At 35.4% G+C, this 18,908-nt stretch carries 13 protein-coding genes; 7 read left to right on the top strand and 6 right to left on the bottom strand.

Features of this window, described 5'->3' with window-relative positions; all coding sequences use genetic code 11:
- Positions 1-71 precede the first annotated feature (71 nt).
- The gene (locus HND39_11985; GenBank protein ID QKJ96940.1) at positions 72-2,120 is read left to right on the top strand and encodes a T9SS type A sorting domain-containing protein; all 2,049 of its coding nucleotides are present in this window, start codon (positions 72-74) and stop codon (positions 2,118-2,120) included.
- Here the strand turns inward: HND39_11985 and HND39_11980 are convergent, their stop codons facing one another.
- The 3 genes from HND39_11980 to trmB all read right to left on the bottom strand — a co-directional run bounded on the left by HND39_11980 (position 2,121) and on the right by trmB (position 8,645).
- A complete protein-coding gene (locus HND39_11980; protein QKJ96939.1) occupies positions 2,121-3,914 on the bottom strand; it encodes a L,D-transpeptidase family protein in 1,794 nt (597 codons plus the stop codon).
- Positions 3,915-4,152: 238 nt separating this feature from the next.
- Positions 4,153-7,914 carry a PQQ-binding-like beta-propeller repeat protein gene (locus HND39_11975; protein ID QKJ96938.1) on the bottom strand — a complete coding sequence of 1,254 codons (3,762 nt, stop codon included), beginning with the start codon at positions 7,912-7,914 and terminating at the stop codon, positions 4,153-4,155.
- Positions 7,915-8,003: 89 nt separating this feature from the next.
- A complete protein-coding gene (gene trmB, locus HND39_11970; protein QKJ96937.1) occupies positions 8,004-8,645 on the bottom strand; it encodes a tRNA (guanosine(46)-N7)-methyltransferase TrmB in 642 nt (213 codons plus the stop codon).
- Positions 8,646-8,802: 157 nt separating this feature from the next.
- Here trmB and HND39_11965 point away from each other — a divergent pair, with 157 nt between their 5' ends.
- From HND39_11965 to HND39_11945, 5 genes are read left to right on the top strand one after another with little or no spacing between them, the layout of a single operon-like run.
- Positions 8,803-9,216, top strand: a complete 414-nt coding sequence (locus HND39_11965; protein QKJ96936.1) for a hypothetical protein — start codon at positions 8,803-8,805, stop codon at positions 9,214-9,216.
- Positions 9,217-9,269: 53 nt separating this feature from the next.
- The gene (locus tag HND39_11960) at positions 9,270-10,559 is read left to right on the top strand and encodes an MFS transporter (protein QKJ96935.1); all 1,290 of its coding nucleotides are present in this window, start codon (positions 9,270-9,272) and stop codon (positions 10,557-10,559) included.
- A gap of 8 nt (positions 10,560-10,567) precedes the next feature.
- A complete protein-coding gene (locus HND39_11955) occupies positions 10,568-10,786 on the top strand; it encodes a hypothetical protein (protein ID QKJ96934.1) in 219 nt (72 codons plus the stop codon).
- A 13-nt stretch (positions 10,787-10,799) separates the two neighbouring features.
- Positions 10,800-11,162: a cupin gene (locus tag HND39_11950; GenBank protein ID QKJ96933.1), complete on the top strand. Its 363-nt coding sequence runs from the start codon at positions 10,800-10,802 to the stop codon at positions 11,160-11,162.
- 29 nt (positions 11,163-11,191) lie between these two features.
- Positions 11,192-12,004 carry a dienelactone hydrolase family protein gene (locus HND39_11945; protein QKJ96932.1) on the top strand — a complete coding sequence of 271 codons (813 nt, stop codon included), beginning with the start codon at positions 11,192-11,194 and terminating at the stop codon, positions 12,002-12,004.
- 322 nt (positions 12,005-12,326) lie between these two features.
- Here HND39_11945 and HND39_11940 read toward each other — a convergent pair whose 3' ends face one another.
- The 3 genes from HND39_11940 to HND39_11930 are packed head-to-tail and all read right to left on the bottom strand — an operon-like array spanning position 12,327 to position 14,811.
- On the bottom strand, positions 12,327-13,031 hold the full coding sequence (locus HND39_11940) for a hypothetical protein (protein ID QKJ96931.1): 705 nt from the start codon (positions 13,029-13,031) through the stop codon (positions 12,327-12,329).
- 17 nt (positions 13,032-13,048) lie between these two features.
- The gene (locus HND39_11935; GenBank protein QKJ97989.1) at positions 13,049-13,888 is read right to left on the bottom strand and encodes an ABC transporter permease; all 840 of its coding nucleotides are present in this window, start codon (positions 13,886-13,888) and stop codon (positions 13,049-13,051) included.
- The gene (locus HND39_11930; GenBank protein ID QKJ96930.1) at positions 13,888-14,811 is read right to left on the bottom strand and encodes an ABC transporter ATP-binding protein; all 924 of its coding nucleotides are present in this window, start codon (positions 14,809-14,811) and stop codon (positions 13,888-13,890) included. The genes HND39_11935 and HND39_11930 overlap by 1 nt, the downstream gene beginning before the upstream one ends.
- Before the next feature lie 407 nt (positions 14,812-15,218).
- On the opposite strand from HND39_11930, the gene HND39_11925 reads away from it, so the two are divergent.
- Complete coding sequence (locus HND39_11925) at positions 15,219-18,815, top strand: vitamin B12-dependent ribonucleotide reductase (GenBank protein ID QKJ96929.1); 3,597 nt, start codon at positions 15,219-15,221, stop codon at positions 18,813-18,815.
- Positions 18,816-18,908: the final 93 nt, after the last annotated feature.

Below are 18,908 nucleotides of genomic sequence, written 5' to 3'. Positions count from 1 at the left end.
AAACAGGCTGGTATTGTTATTGAATAATGATGCTCGTGGTTGAGTAATTTTTTTATAAGAAGAGAACAGAGATGCGGGTTTCCCGTCAATTAATTTTATTGTATTTATTCTTTGTTTTTATTCCTGCAATTGAAATGCTGGCAGGTGGAAACAATTTTAATAACACTCCGGATAAACTGGATTCAAATTCTATTTCATTATTTCCTACCGAGGAATCCGGTTTAATTTTTCAAAAAGCATTTGCATACCGCAAACAAGACAGTTCTTATGTAGATATAATTCAACTAAAAAATCTTAGTGGATTTGCACACGCTATCCAATTCAGAATAAAAATAAACAAAGCCGAAGACGATAGCACAATACTGATTTTTGAAAGTTTGGAAAAAGGTGCTGATATCAGTGATCCTAAATGGGTAATCAATTACAATGTTATTGAAGGTACTACTTTATCCAATGACGCATACGAGTGTGAAGTTTTAGTTCTATTATATAACACAAGTCAGAATGGTGTTTTACAGCCAGGTAATTATAACGAACTGTTTAAAGTGAATTACAGGATTGCGGAGATTCCGGTCATTCAGGACAGTGTAAAATCATCGATGAAAATTGCGAATGCAATTGCCAGTACAATACAAGGACAGCAAATTGATATAACACCATCGAGAGAGGAATTCATAATAGTCATTAAAGGAATTTATATCATACCTGATCAGGGATTAATTTTTGAGCAAGATACTGTTTATAGATTGGAAGATGATTCATATATAGATATAATGCAATTAAAAGATTTGCAATACAAAGCACAAGCATTACAATTCAGGCTGCTCGTTAACAAAGTTCTTGATGATAATGTTATTCTGACATTCCAGAATATTCAGAAAGGTGCAGATGTAATTGATCCAAGCTGGGTACTTACATATAATGTATTCAGAGGACCACTTACCGGAAACGGAGCATCGGTTGATGAAATACTGGTTTTGTTATTTAATCTTAATCAGGATAATGGACTACCTCCCGGTGATTACAATGAATTGTTAAAAGTCAAATACCGTGTAGCCAATCTTCCGGCATTGCAGGACAGCGTAAAATCATCATTCAAAATTTCGGATGCAGAAGCAAGTACTTATCAGGGTTTTCCAATAGATATAACTCCTTCAAGAGATGAACTTACTGTCATTGCACTTAACAGGGTTGCAGCTTATGGTGATGTTAATGGTGATGGATGTCTGGATATTCTTGATATAATTATGATAGTAGATCATATTGTCGGAAGAGACTCACTTGAAACAGATGAATTCGAAAGAGCAAATATTGCTCCATGGATTCCAGGTGATCCGGAACCAAATCCTGATGCTTATGTTAATGTGCAGGATTTATCTCTTCTTCAAAATATTATTCTTACTGGAATTTATCCAAACGGAATTCCAATCAACGGATGTTCTTTCACCAGTTTTCCAAAAGTTGAAGGTGAAGAAGATTATAAAGTAAAACTCTATATTTATGAAAAAGGAATTACTGCATATCTGAATACCAGCACTGATGTAAGAGCAGCTCAGATTGAATTTGCTGGCGAATTTCAAGTACCGAACAATATGTTAATAACTACAGATCTTGGAAATGGATATTATTATGAAGGTTCTGATCAATTAAGAGTTTTGTTATATGACAGAAAAGGTACAAAAATTATTGAATCAGGAGAGAATTTTCTTGCTGAGATACCTTTTAATATCAGCAACCCTCAAAGTATCAGCATTGATAATCTAATACTGATCAATGTTAATAGAGAAAGAATTTTTAACGCTGATATCGAAATAATTTATTCTGAACCACCATACATTCCACTTGATTACGTTTTATATCAGAATTATCCTAACCCGTTCAATCCATCAACGAGCGTGAGGTTCGAAGTTCCGGTTGACAGTAAAGTAATGATTAAAGTATATGATATTCTCGGAAGAGAAATTAAAACGCTGTTTAATGAGCAGGTTCAAAAAGGTCAGTACACACTTGAGTGGGATGGACTAAATGATTCAGGATTTCCGATGAGCACCGGAACTTACATTTACAGAATGATTGCAAACGAATTTGTTCAGTCGAAGAAGATGCTTCTTCTCAAATGATCAGATGAATCTTTGATTAGTCATATAATCCAGTAAAATTTTATCTCTGCCATAAACGTCAGTCCTTAGTTGAAGGATTCCTGTATCATCCACCCAGGCAGTATAGTAATCAATATACAATGAAATTTTTTGTGCAAGTGATACATCGGTAGTTTCACCGAGACTTGAATTTTTCCTCAATGAAGTTCTTTTTTTCATATACTCTGAGACAATTTTTTTATTCTCGACTTTTTGTCCAATCTCAATTTTAAGATAATCGATATTCCATTTCGGATTATTTTTTAAAAGAAATTCCGCAAGTGGCAACGGTTTTTCAACACGAACGCAGCCATGACTGACTGCTCTGTTTGATTGATTAAATGGCGGTCTGTTTGGTGTATCGTGTAAGTAAATTCCAAACGGATTACTGAAAATAAATTTTATCTTGCCGAGTGCATTTCCGGATCCTGGGTCTTGAATTATTCTGTATGGAATTTTATCAGAATGAAGATCGGCTAACTGAACTTCCATCGGATCAATTTCAATCCCATCTTTATAAACTTTAAAATTCTTATCTCTTAAATAAGTTGAATCCTTTTTCAATTTATAAGCGATTTCTTCCCGCATAATACTCGGTGGAACATTCCATGTTGGGTTAAGCACTATATATGAAATCTCGCCAAACATATTAGGTGTTTCCCAATCATCCGGTTTATCTTTCCATTGTTTTGTTTTCTTATAAACTTTAAATTGCTGCTGATAGTATGATGATCGCTTTGAACCAACGCATACTTTGGAAGTGTAAACTTTTTTCCCTTCATTAAAAATATTGAGCATAAAATCCGGAATATTTACTAAAATATATTTGCCGGTATCAGCATATTCATTCCATCTGAATCTTTCAAGATTTAATTTTATTATGTCAATATTCTGCTTTGGTGAAATATTGAAACGTTCAATAGTTCCTTTACCTATTACCCCATCATCAACCAGACCATTATTTCGCTGGAAAGATTTCACTAATTCAACAAGTGTCGAATCATAAAATGTGAAGTCATTGATCTTAATCTTTGAAGTATCAAGGTATTCAAGTGAAATAAGTTTTTGGGTTATTTTTGCTATCAAAGAATCACGACTGCCAGGTTCGATTTTTTTAACAGGTACCGGAATAATAGCCCACTTGATATTACTGAATTTGCTGAAATATTTTAAAGCAGTTTGTAACTCGACATATCTTTTACTTTTTGGCTGGATATCAACAAGGTATTGCAGAATATTTTCTTGTTTTAACGGCTGAAATAAATCTCCTTTTGTTGAATCATCCAGAGGAATGTAGTAAGAATCGGAGAATAATTCCTTTGGATTAACCGCACCATATCGCAGGTGTTGACAATATTTTAGAATTCCATCACACAGTAATAATTCTGCGTTCGACAAATTTGAATATCTGAACTTATTTGGCAATGTATCTATTGCATCTGTAAACTCAGATACAATATTGTTAAAATGATATTGCTCACGATTCAATCCGTGGTCACCAGCTTTTTCAAATATGGAAAGGATTGAATAGACATTTCCTTCATCATCAAAACTTTTTATAAATAGCGGTTGGAAATTTCTTTTGGTATAAAAACTTCGCAATGTATCATAGTATTGAATAAGTGTATCCAGCTTAATCAAACTTGAATCAATTGAAGTTATTTTACTTTTGAAAGACTGCAAATATTCTGTACTGCTAAAATTTAATCTTTCGTTTAGACTTTTCTCTTCTTCTGATCCTTCTTTACTGCAGGATGATAGAATAATGAAAAGCAAGCTGATAACAGCAAAATATTTAATAATTGATTTTATAATGACACTCTGCCTGATTGAAATAAAATTTAAATAATTTATGACGCGCAGGAAACCCTTAACAATGGCTGCACAAACATACCAATTTCCTGTGATTTTGAACTACAGGAATAGTGCTGACTTTGGATTAATTTGAATTTCTTATCTAAATAAAAAAGGCTCACCTTAAAAGTGAGCCCTAAATTATAAATTAGAATTAGATTTAACGTAAAAGAACCATCTTCATCACATTGGTATAATTACCTGCACTGAGACGGTACAAATAGACTCCGCTTGACAATTGATTACCGGAATTATTTTTTCCATCCCATTGAACCTGATAAAAGCCTGTTTCCTGAGTTCCGTCCACCAGAGTTCTTACCTTTTCACCAATTGAATTATAAATCTCCAGGGTAACAAATTCACTTTGCGGAATTTGATATGCAATTACGGTTGAAGGATTAAATGGATTTGGATAATTCTGTTTTAAATCAAACGTCAATGGAATATTTTTATCATTATTATTTTCAACGCCAACCGGCTGATCAGAAAAATATGCAGTTATCATCAGGTCTCCGCTTCCGAAACTAGTCCAACCGGTACTTGTAAGATATTGAATAGTTCTGCCATCAAGTGGTGGATCAGAATCAACCCCAACACCGGGTGCGCCTGGTGTGGATTCCAGATAATTGATGACAACCCAAACATCCCCATCAGTTATTTCCGGAGGATCAATGCCGGGTAAAGTTTTAGATATCGTAGCTACAATTTCAGGATCATTGTCATTTACACGATATGGACCAGCAATAATATCAGATGGAAACCCACCATCGTCTTTTTGTATGGTAAAATCAAAAGCCTCGTTTCCATTTACAATTGTTTCCACTTTCCTTAAATATGATGGATAGGAAGTTGGAGTAAACCTAACCGCCCATTTGTTTTCTTCCCAACTAAAACTTGGTACATAAAATCCATCCCATTCGCCATCATCATAACTTATTGGAACCAGAACAGGTTCTTGACAAGCATACGCTCCGAATGGAGATGTCATTGGACCGGTTAGTGTATCACTTCCGTCAATAAAATAAGCTTCGAACTGATATTCATACCACGCAACACAAAACACTTCATTATCCAGATATGTTTCAACTCCGGTTTGAACAGATGCTAAAAATTCTCCATTCTTATAAATATTTATAGTTGGCGCAACTTGCAGCGGATCATTATTTATTCCTAAAGTAGGATCTTCCCAGGTTATCAATAAATCTTCACCCTGACGTGTAACAGAAATATTTGATGGCGGTTGCGGTGGTGCCTGAAGTGAAACATCTATTCCAACATCACCAAAATATTGAGGATTAAATACAGTATTCATTGTCTGAGGCCACCAGCCGCTATAGATTGGAGAACCTGCCTGTCTTGCGATCAGGAAAGCTCCTAATCCTGCTATTTTATCCGGACCAAAAATTTGAAGCTGATATCCTTCCTTAAATCCCATTGGAATTGCAAATTCACCTTGCAGATGACCAGCGGATGCAGAGAAATCTACTTCAGCATTAAATAGTGTATCTACTTGACCTATCGCTCCTCCGTTTATTGGTCTGAACCGTAAATTTGCACCTGTTGGATGCCAATATGCCCAAAAGTTTCCTTCCTGTATAAATGGAATTTGACCATCGAAAACATTGTTGTTATTATCATCAAAATACAAACCGAATCCTTCATTGTCATCGAGAGTTGGATTAAGAAAATCTTCACCGGCTATATAGAGCATATCATTAGTATCATCAAATTTTAAGTAAAGGAAAGCTGAACCCTGAGCTCTCGGTACTCCGCCACCGTAACCAAAAATATCTGAGATATCAAGTTTGAAAGCATCATCCCATTCACCGGCAGATAGTACGCCATCAATAGTTGGGATTGATGCCTCAGGAACATCAAGACTAAATGTTAACAGAGAATCGCTAACACTACCCAAAGATTCATTTGAGTAAATGCTCTGACCTGTTTCATTGAAGATGTTTACCACATAATAATAATTTCTTAGCGCAAAAACATCCATATCATTATAACTTGTTTCGGTAGCTGCGACACTTGCAATTTTCTGATATGGCCCACCAGCAACTAAGCTTCTGTAAATAGCAATGCTATCTGCTAAAATAAAATCTGAGTAGTTGGAATTTGAACCATTCAGGTTTTCTTTCTCCGAAATAGTTCTTGTAGCTGTTTGCGATACATCTATCTGACCAACTTCATCTCCAACCATTAAAGCAATTTCTTTCTGACGCACAGGATTCGTGAAGAGTAAAGTCCAGTTCAGCATTATCATCCCCATAAGATTTGTTGAAGCGCTGAGTGTAGGTGGTTGAGCAGTAAATGGAGCCATTGCCATATTTACTCCGGAAGTAATCCCGCCATCGGTGACAACTACATTAGTTACAGTTCCAAAATTGTATCCGGGTTTTTCAGCTTGAACAGTATAAGTTCCGGCAGGAACATTTTGAATTGTGTAACTTCCAGATAGATTCGTTGTAGCTGTTCGGCTAGTACCTAAAACTTTGACTAAAATGCCACTATCGTCACCAGTGTTTGTCAGATTCGCAACACCGTTTACAGTTCCTCCACCTAGATCTATTTCACATAAATAAATTCTTCCGCCATTGCCGAACTCACGTGCATGAACAGCTTTACCACCAGCAAAGACGCGTGTGCCTTCAGGGTTTATATCACATGTAAAAAACGAACCTGGTGATACTACATTAAAAGTCACCTGACCAGTTTGAGTATCAAAAACCAATAGATCTGGACGCGTGTGTGCAAGATCGCCCCATGTAACTGCTGCAGCAACTTTCCCATCATCAGAAAGTTTAATGTCATCTACAAGGTCTCCTGCATTTGCAAATACCCATTTTGGCATACCATCTCCGTATGTATCGAAACACATAACTGTACCATCGTAACCTGCTGAGTAAAAAATTAAAGAACCAGCAACAATAGTTTTTCCATCAGCAGATATTCCAACAGAAGATGCCCAGTTTGTAAAAGCACCTACCGGAATTCGATACTGCCAGAGTTTGAAATATTCATTCGTTAAAGAATCAAAATGCCAGGTTTGAACGAAACCACTGTTATCTGCAGTAACTACAACTTTACCATCACCGCTTATTGCTGGTGCTGATTCTGTGTTATCAACAAAATGATCCCATATAAGTGTTCCGTCTGAACTATTGAAAATGTACAAATGATTACGACCTGTTATTGCGACATTGGATCCATCGGCTGAGAAGTTTACACCTGCCCAGTTTAAAATTTCACTTCCCTGCACATCAAACGTCCATTCAATTGTTGGTGAACCTGAAATATCAAACGCGTAAGCACGATATGTAGTTGAACTTCCCCCTGCTTGTGCAAGAACCACCGCCATTGATCCATCGCGTGATAATGCAACCGCCGAAGCATAAAGAGAATCAGGCAGATCAAACTGAAAATCTATGTTTCCATTTACAGGATTGAGTAAGTAAAATTGTGTCCCTGCAGTTGCTGCTATTTTTGAACCATCTGCTGAAATATCAATAAACGGATCAATCTGACCAGTTGTGAAATCCCAGATTGGATTTGAATTTACATCTGAATAAAGAGTAACTCTCTGATTATTAAGTCCCCACCCTGTCAAAGCTGAACTGCCGGTTGAGTTAATTGCAACTACATTCGCGATTGCAACAGCATCCTGTGTTGACCATAGAACGTTTCCTCCTAAAACATATTTGTCACCGTTTGCATTGTTCATTCCATAAAAATGTTCATCAAGATTTTCAATCGCACCATTATTTTTTTCAGGAAAAGTTTCTATAGCCACCTTTCCATCCTGAAAGATTTTTTTAGTACCAATAAAGTTTTTTTCTTGAGAGAATGCATTATTCACAAAAATTGATGAGATTGCAATTGCTACAGTAACAACAAAGAATTGCATAGCTTGAGATTTCATACGATCCTCCATGAATATTAATTGAGAAATGCTTTAAAAGCTGAATTTATTAATTTATCATAATCAAACTTATGATTATTCTTAAATAATTAAAACTGGAAACATATATATCCGATTTCTCTGCCTTGTTTAACGTAATGTGATTCAAAACTTGTTTTAATGTTAGTTGTAAATTCTTCACTGCTCTCCTTATATAAATCACTTGTCATAAAAACAATCTTGCATCTGAATTCTGAGATAGTTCTCGAAGCATATTCGTAAAGTTCTTTATTATCCGTTTTGAAATGAATTCTGCCATTGTCCACAATCAGTTGACTGTAAATTTTAAGAAAGTCAGGAGAAATCAATCGTCGGTTGTGATTTGCCCGCCGAATGTGTGGATCAGGGAAAGGTATGTAAATTTCATCCAAAGATTTTTGCGGAAAAATTTCACATAGTTTCTCTGCTCTTGAGATAACAAATGCCACATTATGCAATTTATTTTTGATTGCGTGTAATGCACCATGATATATTCTTGAGGCTTTAACATCTATTCCTATAAAATTTCTGACCGGATATCTTCCTGCAAGTTCAACACAATATTCACCGTTCCCGCATCCTATTTCAATTGTAAAGTATTTTGATGTATCGAAATATTCGTCAAATGATTTCCTAAAATCAGGATCATTTATGCTAAAAACATTTTTCAGATCTTTTACGGCGACGATTCTTTTCAATTTCGTTCTTGCCATTGCTTACCCAATCCTCCCGAGACACGAGTACTCGATTATGATATTTTATTAATTAGTATTGCAAAAACAAATATAAATTCTAACTTTGTATCCAGAGAATGTCAGAAATCTGATTCTACCTAATTTTAAATTATTAACAGTAACAGTGGGAGGAAAAATGTCATTCAAAATAAGAAAAGTAGATTATTTTTATTGTTCAGTGATTGATCGACCCGGTGAAGGTTACAAATTACTTTCACAGATTGAAAAAAGCGGAATCAGTTTACTTGCTTTCACAGCGATTCCTGTTGGACCGAACAGAACACAATTGACTTTATTTCCAGATTCTCCGGATAAGTTGGTTGCTGAGGCAAATAAAGCTGGACTTACATTAGATGGACCTCATCCTGCTCTGCTGGTTCAGGGAGACGATGAATTGGGAGCTTTGGCTGAAATCCATCAGATACTTTTTAACGCTAACGTTAATGTTTACGCATCGAATGGCGTAACCGACGGCAGAGGTTGTTTTGGTTATTTGCTGTATGTTCGACCGGAAGAATATGAGCGAGCTGCTGATGTTTTAAAAGTATAATGATATGATCAATACTTTTTAATTAATTGTTTTAGTTACTTGCAAAGGTTTTAATGAAAAACAGAACCCCATTTCCTGTTGTTTTCTGGGTGGCGAATTTTATTGAAGTGCTGGAAAGATTTGCTTACTATGGAATTTATCTTGGTTTTGGAATTTATATGGAGTATCTCGGTTATACTAAAGGTCAACTCGGTATAGTTCAGAGCCTGTTCCTGTTTTTTTCTTATGTTACACCAATTTTTTCTGGCTCCTTCGCTGATAAGTATGGATTCAAAAAAATTCTAATCATATCTTACTTTGCTTACCTGCCAACCATCTTGCTGTTAATATTTACCAAATCATTTACCGGAATTGCATTAACAATGCTGGCAATTGGTTTTGCAGCCGGCATATTTAAACCACTGATTTCAGGTACAGTAAGAGTAACCAGTAATGCAACTAACAAGACTCTAGCGTTCGGAATATTTTACGCAATGGTGAATATCGGGGCTTCGTTCGGTCCTGTAGTTGCCGGTAAGTTAAGAGCAATATCATGGAATCATGCTTTTATTGCCGCAGCAATAAGTATAGGTTTAATGCTTCTTATAACTATATTTTTCTACAAGGAACCAAAAAGAGAAATTTCAGGAGTTACTTTAAAACAGAAATTCCGTGAAATTGGAATCGCACTGTCTGATATTAAGTTTCTTATTTTCCTCATTCTCCTTGGATTAATGTTTTGGCTTCCTCTCTGGGCATTTTTCGGAATTATAGCAGTATATGTAGATCGGAATTTAGATACTGTTCGTCTGTTTATGGTAATTGATAGTATTTTCCCGACCTGGTTTTCCAATCTATTATCTACTGAAGTCGAATCAGGCGAACGAAGACTTCTTGGCGAAACTATTGCACATACAGGATATATAATTATGATTTTTCAGGTTTTTATTTCCTGGATATTTGAAAAGTTCAAAGCTATTGCATCATTTAACATTGGATTGCTAATTGCAGCACTTGGTATGTTCACAATAGGTTATGCGTATCTATCTGTTCCGGAAGTAGTTTTTCTCGGAATTTTCCTTTTTGCGGTCGGAGAGATGATTGCATCACCAAGAATTCAGGAATACATTATGTGGCTTGCACCAAAAGAAAAAGCCGGACTATATATGGGAACAAATTTTCTTGCAACAGGATTGGGCGGTGCATTAAGTGGAGTAACTTATACAGTACTTTATGGATATTTCAGAGATAATGGAAATCCTGAATATGTCTGGTTTTGCCTTGCTGGTAATTTTATTCTTGGAATTATTTCAATTTATATTTTTACAAAAACTGCCGGCGAGTTTAAAGAATTAAAATATTAGAGCCAGTAATGAAACGAAAAAAAGGAACATACTACGATAAAAACCGAAGCATTGAACTTGCTAAGGTCAATTCGAGGTACAAAAAAAATAAAAAATATCGTGATGCTGCACGAAAAAGAGCATTGAACAGATATCATAAAGATAAAGTTTATCGCGAAAAAACTATTGAAAATGCGAAGAGGAGATACAGAAAAATCAAATCCAAAAAGAAATTACATAATAGCTGAACGAGATAATAATATGCCAAAATTAATTTCTGCACCTTCAACTATCAAAGCCGTTGGAAATAAACCAAAAATTATTGAGGAGTTTTTTGGACGAGTTAATTCTAAAACTGAAAATATTAGCATCGCAAAAATGACAAGTCCTGCTGGTTGGGAAGAACCAGGTCAAACACCAGAATTTGATGAATATACATTAGTGCTTAATGGAATGTTGAGAGTCGAAACCAGAGAAAGTATTTTTGATGTAAAGAAAGGTCAGGCTATAATTACTTATGGCGGTGAATGGATAAGATACAGTTCACCAAATCCTGAAGGTGCAGAATATGTTGCTGTCTGTATTCCTGCATTTTCACCGGATACGGTTCACAGAGATAAATAAATTTTTTATAACCAGTATAAGGAGAAGCTATGAAAAAAATATTTCTTACTATAATTATATCACTTATTGCAATTTTAAACTCCTGTTCAGAAAACAAAATTGAGAAGACAGATTTGGCAGAAAAGGAAGTAGAATATTTTGCAGACAGTACGCTTTTGAAAGGATATCTTGTTTATGATAATAAACAGAAAGGAAAACGACCCGGTATTTTGGTAGTACACGAATGGTGGGGACTAAATGATTACGCTCGCAGCCGCGCCAGAATGCTTGCAGAATTAGGATATGTTGCTTTAGCTCTGGATATGTTCGGTGATGGTAAAACTGCTGATAACCCTGAAGACGCACAAAGGTTAGCTTCAGAGATATTCACTAATTTGAAGATTGGTGAAAATAGATTTATGGCTGCATACAATTTTTTGAAAAGTCAGGAAAATGTTGATTCATCCAAAATAGCTGCAATTGGTTACTGCTTTGGCGGCGGAGTTGTATTATATATGGCTAGTATTGGAATTGATTTGAAAGCAGTCGCAAGTTTTCATGGCAGTCTTGAGGCAATAGTTCCACCCAAAAAAAATGAAGTTAAAACCTTTTTTCTCGTTTGTAATGGAGCTGATGATTCTTTCACGACTAAACAGCAAATAGATGCATTTAAAACAGAAATGGATACTGCAAATGTGGGATATGAGTTCGTCAATTACGCAGGTGCTATTCATAGTTTTACAAATCCTGCTGCTGACAGCCTGGGTCAAAAATTTGATATGCCTTTGGCATATAACGAAAAAGCAGATAAGGAATCATGGCTGGAAATGCAAAAAGTTTTCAAAAAGGTTTTTGATGAATAATCAACTAAATTATTTCACAATAAGCTAATTTTTAGTTGGAATAGATTCAGTAAAATTCTTACTATTTCATATAAACGATCATTACAGCCATCAGTGGGCAAAATGATAGTTCCTGAAATTCTGACTTTTTTTTTATTGACAATCTTAATAACATGTATTCAGAAGAATTAATAATTATTTAGTAATTCTCCTCCCAAAATCTGATCGCCTCTTTAAAAAAGAGTAGCCTCCTAGCGGTCAGGTTCGGGCGGTCGGGAAAATTTTCCTACAATGTTATGCCCTCACTTACATTGTGATAAGAATTTCCGACCGCCTATTTTTTTCACTTGTCATTGTTTTCATCAAAAATCGAATCAGACAAACCTTCATTCACTTTATAATTGGAATACTTCAAATAAACTTTACCTGTTTCAGGCTGTTTTGATTCACTTTTACTATTGTCTGTTTTTGATTCTTCTTCTTTACCGAATCGTTTTGGTATTCCTGAACCTTCTATAGTGAATTCAAACAATATTGAAGATGGAAGCCAGAATCCATTAGATGTTTTTAGATAGTCAAGGTTAATTGTGAACGTTCCCTGCGGTTTTCTGGATGATTCAATTTTAAGAATTAAATTACGATTAGTATCAATCCAGAGTGTACTTAAAATTACTTCTGAACTACCTTCAAGCGGAATTACCTTTATTACTAAAGTTGGAATACCATCAATAGTATCTTTCTTTTCCATAAAAGCTGTGTATTTATAGTTTAAGAATCCAAGTGGTGAAAAATTCATCCCTGCTTTTGGCAGCATTGCAAAATTTTCGGAATCAATGTGGAATTTATCCGGCTTCTTATAAAATATCATTGCCTTCCGGTCTGGCATTTTCAGAAAGCTTACATCTACTTTCACCTGAACTTCAACCTGATAGTCATCAATTTTATCAAATTCAGCTTTAACTTTTTCCAGAATCTCTTCAGGTGTTCGCTGCTGTGCGAAAGGGGAAATATAAATAATCACTGCAAGTAATAATATTTTTTGTATCATATAGTTATCTCGAATCATTAGCTGAGGATGTCTTTTTTATTGAAGATGAATGAAGTCAAAGCAAAAAAAACAATAATGTGACCAGTCAGCACAAATATTGATTTCATTATTTCGGTCAGATTAACCGGGTCATCAAAAAAATCTCTCCAATTCATCATATAACTCGTGAATAAATACGGTTTTAATTCTTTTAGTATCTCAACATCGAAAGCAGAGAGTATTATGAAGATAATAATTATTGCCATAGTTGCTACAATCGGACCAATAGCATTTTCCACAAGTGAAGAAAAAAAGATAGCCAGACTTGCTACTACCATCATACTCAGAATTGCAAAACTATAAGCCAGGAAAAATCGCCATAGTACATCACTTTTTTCAAATATAATTATCGCATTGCTGCCTGTTACAATTAATTCACCGCTTCCGAATATGATAAGCCCGATAACCAAACTCATAAAAGAAAGAAAAAGTATCAACACACTTGTATAAATCAAAGATGCCAGAAATTTTGAAGTGACTATTTGCAAACGTGAAATTGGTCTTATTACAAGCAGCCGGTAAGTTCCTGCAGTTGCTTCACCAGCAAGTAAATCTCCGGCAACAAGTGTAATTAAAAACGGGATGTGAATAGTAAGAGCGTTAAGTATTATGTATGAAATCCAATAGCCGTTCAGAAGATTTCCAACTAAGATAAAAGAATCCCGTAAATTGCGTGTTACAAAATCTATCGATTCCTGCCCTTCCAGATACATTGCCAGATGCAGTAGTGGCACAAGGATACCGATTGCAATAAAACCAATATATGTACGCCATTTCCTGAAAATTTTCAAAAGCTCAATTTTAACCAATGTCATTATCATTTTGTGCCTGAAGTTATGTTCAAAAAATAATCTTCAAGCGATCTTACCGGCACAAGGGCATTCACCATTATTCCGTTTTCAACGAGGAATTTATTTAATAAGGGGATCTCATTCTGTTCAAGATTAATATTGATTTTATTTGCTGAGATCGATTCAATCTGATTCAACCATTTTGTTGTTTCTAAAATATTTTTTACGGTTACAATGTTTTCTACTTCCACAGTTACTTTAACTTTATTGGAATTGAGCAGATTGCTAACTTCTCCTTCAACAATCTTTTTTCCTTTATTTATAATGATCATACGGTTTGCAACGAGTTCAATTTCTGAAAGAATGTGTGAAGAGAGAAATATTGTTTTATTTTCATCTTTACTTAATCGCAAGATCAAGTCTCTTATTTCTTTCATTCCCTGCGGATCGAGCCCGGTTGTCGGTTCATCCAGCACAATCAGTTCAGGATCATGAAGCAATGCTTGTGCAATTCCAAGTCTCTGTTTCATTCCATGTGAGTAAGTTTTCACTTTACTTTTGGCTCTGTCTTTCAATCCGACAAGGTCCAACAATTCTATTATTCTTTTGCTGGATACTTCTTTTCCTGATATTTTAGCCAAAATTTCAAGGTTTTTGATAGCTGGAAGGTATTGATAAAAATCAGGCTTTTCTACGATTGCACCGATGTTTGTGAGAATTTCTTTTCGATTTTCTAAAAGAGATTTTCCAAAAATATTTATTGTTCCGGATGTTGGTGAAACAAGTGATAGCATCATTCGGATAGTTGTGCTTTTACCAGCACCATTTGGACCGAGGAAACCAAATACATCTCCTCTGTTAACATGTAATTCAAGCTCATCAACTGCAAGTAAATCTTTAAACCTTTTACTTAAAGAAGAAATCTGAATTACTTTTTCAACTGAGCTCATCTATTTATAAATAATTTGTTCATGTTGTCCGAAACCTAATTCAAAAATAATTATCGCTAAACTAATTTTAAATGAACGGTAAATAGTTCCTTTAGAAATTTAAAAATCAAATCAAAATTTAAAACTGTAAATCACAAAAATATTTTTTACAATCATCTCAAATTTAATTTGCAATTATTAAAAAATATTACCAAGTTAGTATTGCCTTGTTGGAGTAAAAAAAATTTGAAAACATGTTACGCTATTTCTGCTTTAAAGAAGTTTTGCTTCCTTTAGACTCCAACTTAAAATTATTCTAATAGTTCATTTTGTTACTTAAAAATAATTACTTATTAAGTGAATATCCTTCTACTTTTAAATAACATTTACACAACAAAAATAAAACAATTTAAAACCAGGAGAACTTGATGCAGGTAAAAAGATTGTTTACAACAGCTGGTAAAGATCCTTTATCAACTATTAAATTCGCCAAGCGCAGATCCGAAATAAAAAACCCCGATGGTTCTATTGTCTTTAAAATGGAAGATGTTATTGTTCCTGAAAACTGGTCACAGGTAGCATCTGATATAATAGCACAAAAGTATTTTCGAAAAGCCGGCATTCCTAAACTTCTCATAAAAATTCAGGAAGATGGTGTACCCGAATGGCTGCTGCCTTCAACTTCTGATAATGAAAGACTAAATACACTTCCTGAGGATGATCGTTTTACATCCGAACGAGATTCCCGCCAGGTTTTTCATAGATTAGCGGGATGCTGGACATACTGGGGATGGAAAGGTGGATATTTTAATTCAGAGGATGATGCCAGAGCGTTTTACGATGAACTTTTATACATGCTTGCAAATCAGTTTGCCGCACCAAATAGCCCGCAATGGTTCAATACAGGTTTAAATTGGGCTTATGGTATTACAGGCCCATCGCAAGGTCATTATTATGTTGATTATCAAACCGGTGAAATGGTATCTTCTACAGATGCTTACACACATCCTCAACCTCACGCCTGCTTCATTCAGTCAGTAAGCGATGATCTTGTTAATGAAGGCGGAATTATGGATCTCTGGGTTCGTGAAGCCAGATTATTTAAATATGGTTCAGGTACAGGTTCAAATTTTTCAGATTTAAGAGGAAATAATGAACCTCTCAGTGGTGGTGGAAAATCTTCAGGTCTAATGTCATTCTTAAAAATCGGAGACCGTTCAGCAGGTGCAATTAAATCAGGTGGAACAACAAGAAGAGCAGCCAAAATGGTAACTCTTGACCTCGATCATCCTGATATTGAGGAATTTGTTAACTGGAAAGTTATTGAAGAACAAAAAGTCGCTTCAATGGTAGCTGGATCTCAACTTGCTAACTTCCATTTAAATAATATAATGACAGCCTGTTATTCTGCTCATCCTGAGAATGATAGATTTAATAAAAATTTTAATCAAAACCTGAAAGCTGCTGTTCTCGATGCACGAAAAGCGATGATTCCGAATAATTATATTGAACGGGTTATTCAACTAGCAAAACAAGGATTTAAATCAATAGAATTTCCTGAATATGATGCTGACTGGAATTCTGATTCTTACGCAACCGTATCAGGACAAAATTCAAATAACTCAATAAGAGTAACGAACGAATTTATGAATGCAGTTCTCGATGATAAGGATTGGAATTTATATTGGAGAATAGAAAAGCGGAAGGCAAAATCTGAGAGCAGAAATCCAAAGCCGTGCAAAACTTTACGCGCAAGAGATTTATGGAATGATATAGCTTTTGCTGCATGGTCATCAGCAGATCCGGGAATTCAGTTTCATAATACAATTAATGATTGGCATACTTGCCCTGAAAGTGGTGAAATACGTGCATCAAATCCGTGCAGCGAATATATGTTTCTCGATGATACTGCTTGCAATCTTGCTTCACTCAATCTGGTTAAATTCTATAATATCAAAGAAAAGAAATTTAATGTTGACGAGTATCGGCATGCATCAAGATTGTGGACAATCGTACTTGAAATAAGTGTAACAATGGCTCAGTTCCCAAGCAGAAATATAGCTAAGCTCAGTTATGAATATAGAACTCTTGGATTAGGTTATGCAAATCTCGGAACTTTATTAATGCTTCAGGGAATTCCTTATGATAGTAATGAAGGATTCGCTATATGCGGAGCGTTGACTGCAATAATGCACATGACTGCTTATTCAGCTTCAGCGGAAATGAGCAAAGAACTTGGTCCTTTCCCTGGTTTCAAACAGAATAAAAAGAATATGCTTCGTGTAATAAAAAATCACAGACGTGCAGCGCACAATGTACCGAATGAAGAATATGAAAATTTAAAAATTTATCCTGTTGGAATTAATCCAAAGCACTGTCCGTCCGATTTGCTAAAAGCAGCCAGAGAAGATGCTGATAAAGCATTGGAACTGGGTGAACAATTTGGATTCCGGAATGCACAGGTTACAGTAATTGCTCCAACAGGAACAATCGGACTCGTTATGGATTGCGATACAACAGGTGTTGAACCGGATTTCTCACTTGTTAAATTTAAGAAGCTTGCTGGTGGTGGTTATTTCAAAATTATTAATCAATCAATTCCTCCGGCATTAGAGAGATTAGGCTATAACAAAGATCAAATTATTGAAATTGTAAAATATGCCAATGGTCAGGGAACTCTTCAAGGTTGCCCTTACATCAATCCGGAATCATTAAAAGCAAAAGGTTTTACTGAGGAAATTATAGCCAGGATTGAAAAATCTCTTCCATCTGTTTTCGAAATCAGCTTTGCATTCAATAAGTTCACACTAGGTGAAGAGTTCATAATCAATAAACTTGAAATTGATGAGAAAAAAATTAACAGGTTTGATTTTAACATTTTAGAAGAAATAGGTTTCTCCAAACAGGAAATTGCCTCAGCTAATGACTATGTTTGTGGTACAATGACAATTGAAGGTGCTCCATTCCTCAAACATGAACACTATCCCGTTTTCGATTGTGCAAACAAATGCGGAAAGAAAGGAACTAGGTTCATTCGTTCACTGGCTCATATCAAAATGATGGCTGCCGCACAGCCGTTTATTTCCGGGGCAATTTCAAAGACAATTAATCTTCCCAATCAATCGACTATTGAAGATGTTAAAGATGCTTATATGCAATCCTGGAAGCTTGGGGTGAAGGCAAACGCACTCTACAGAGATGGATCGAAACTATCCCAACCACTGAACGCTTTAAGTGAAGAAGATGTTGAAGCTTTGATAGAAGACAAAGAAAAACACGATATGGTTAAAGTGGCTGAGAGAATTATTCACAGATATATTGCAAAAAGAAGAAGGCTTCCTGACAGAAGATCAGGCTATACTCAGAAAGCAAAAATTAACGGTCAGTCGGTTTATATCAGAACAGGTGAATATGATAACGGACAGATTGGTGAAATATTCATAGATATGCATCGTGAAGGTGCTGCATTCCGAAGTTTGCTGAACTGTTTTGCAATTTCAATATCACTAGGCTTGCAGCACGGAGTACCGCTTGAAGAATTTGCTGATGCGTTTGTATTCACGCGGTTTGAGCCCAGTGGAATAGTAACCGGTAATGAGAAAATTAAAATGGCAACTTCTGTTATTGATTACATTTTCAGAGAACTTGCTGTTACATATTTGAACCGATATGATCTCGCACACATTGAACCTGAGGAAATTAAATCAAAAGCTTCTCCCGGAATTGTTAAGAAGTTTGCTGAACCTGATTTTATCAGCGAAGAAATAGTAAGTGAAAGACTTGTTGAGCTTGATAAGGATAATGTTGATGATTTCTCAAAACCAACAAGACCCCAAAACTCGCACCTGAAGCGTGAAACACCAACAGCTACAAGTAAAAAAACTGAAATGAACACACAGGTAAAAATGGCAATTGAAAGAGGTTATACAGGTGATATCTGCACAGAATGTCAGAGTATGACAATGGTAAGAAACGGAACCTGTCTTAAATGTATGACTTGTGGTTCTACTTCTGGTTGCAGTTGATTTCCAGGAAATATTTGTTACGTAAAAGCCATTCTCAAAAGGATTGGCTTTTTTTGTTAGCGGCGTCGCCAATAAGCGGTCGCCCCAGAACAG

The organism is Ignavibacteriota bacterium, from assembly GCA_013285405.1.
In the GTDB taxonomy this organism is placed as follows: Bacteria; Bacteroidota; Ignavibacteria; order Ignavibacteriales; family Ignavibacteriaceae; genus IGN2.
This window is presented reverse-complemented; position numbering and strand designations above follow the sequence as displayed.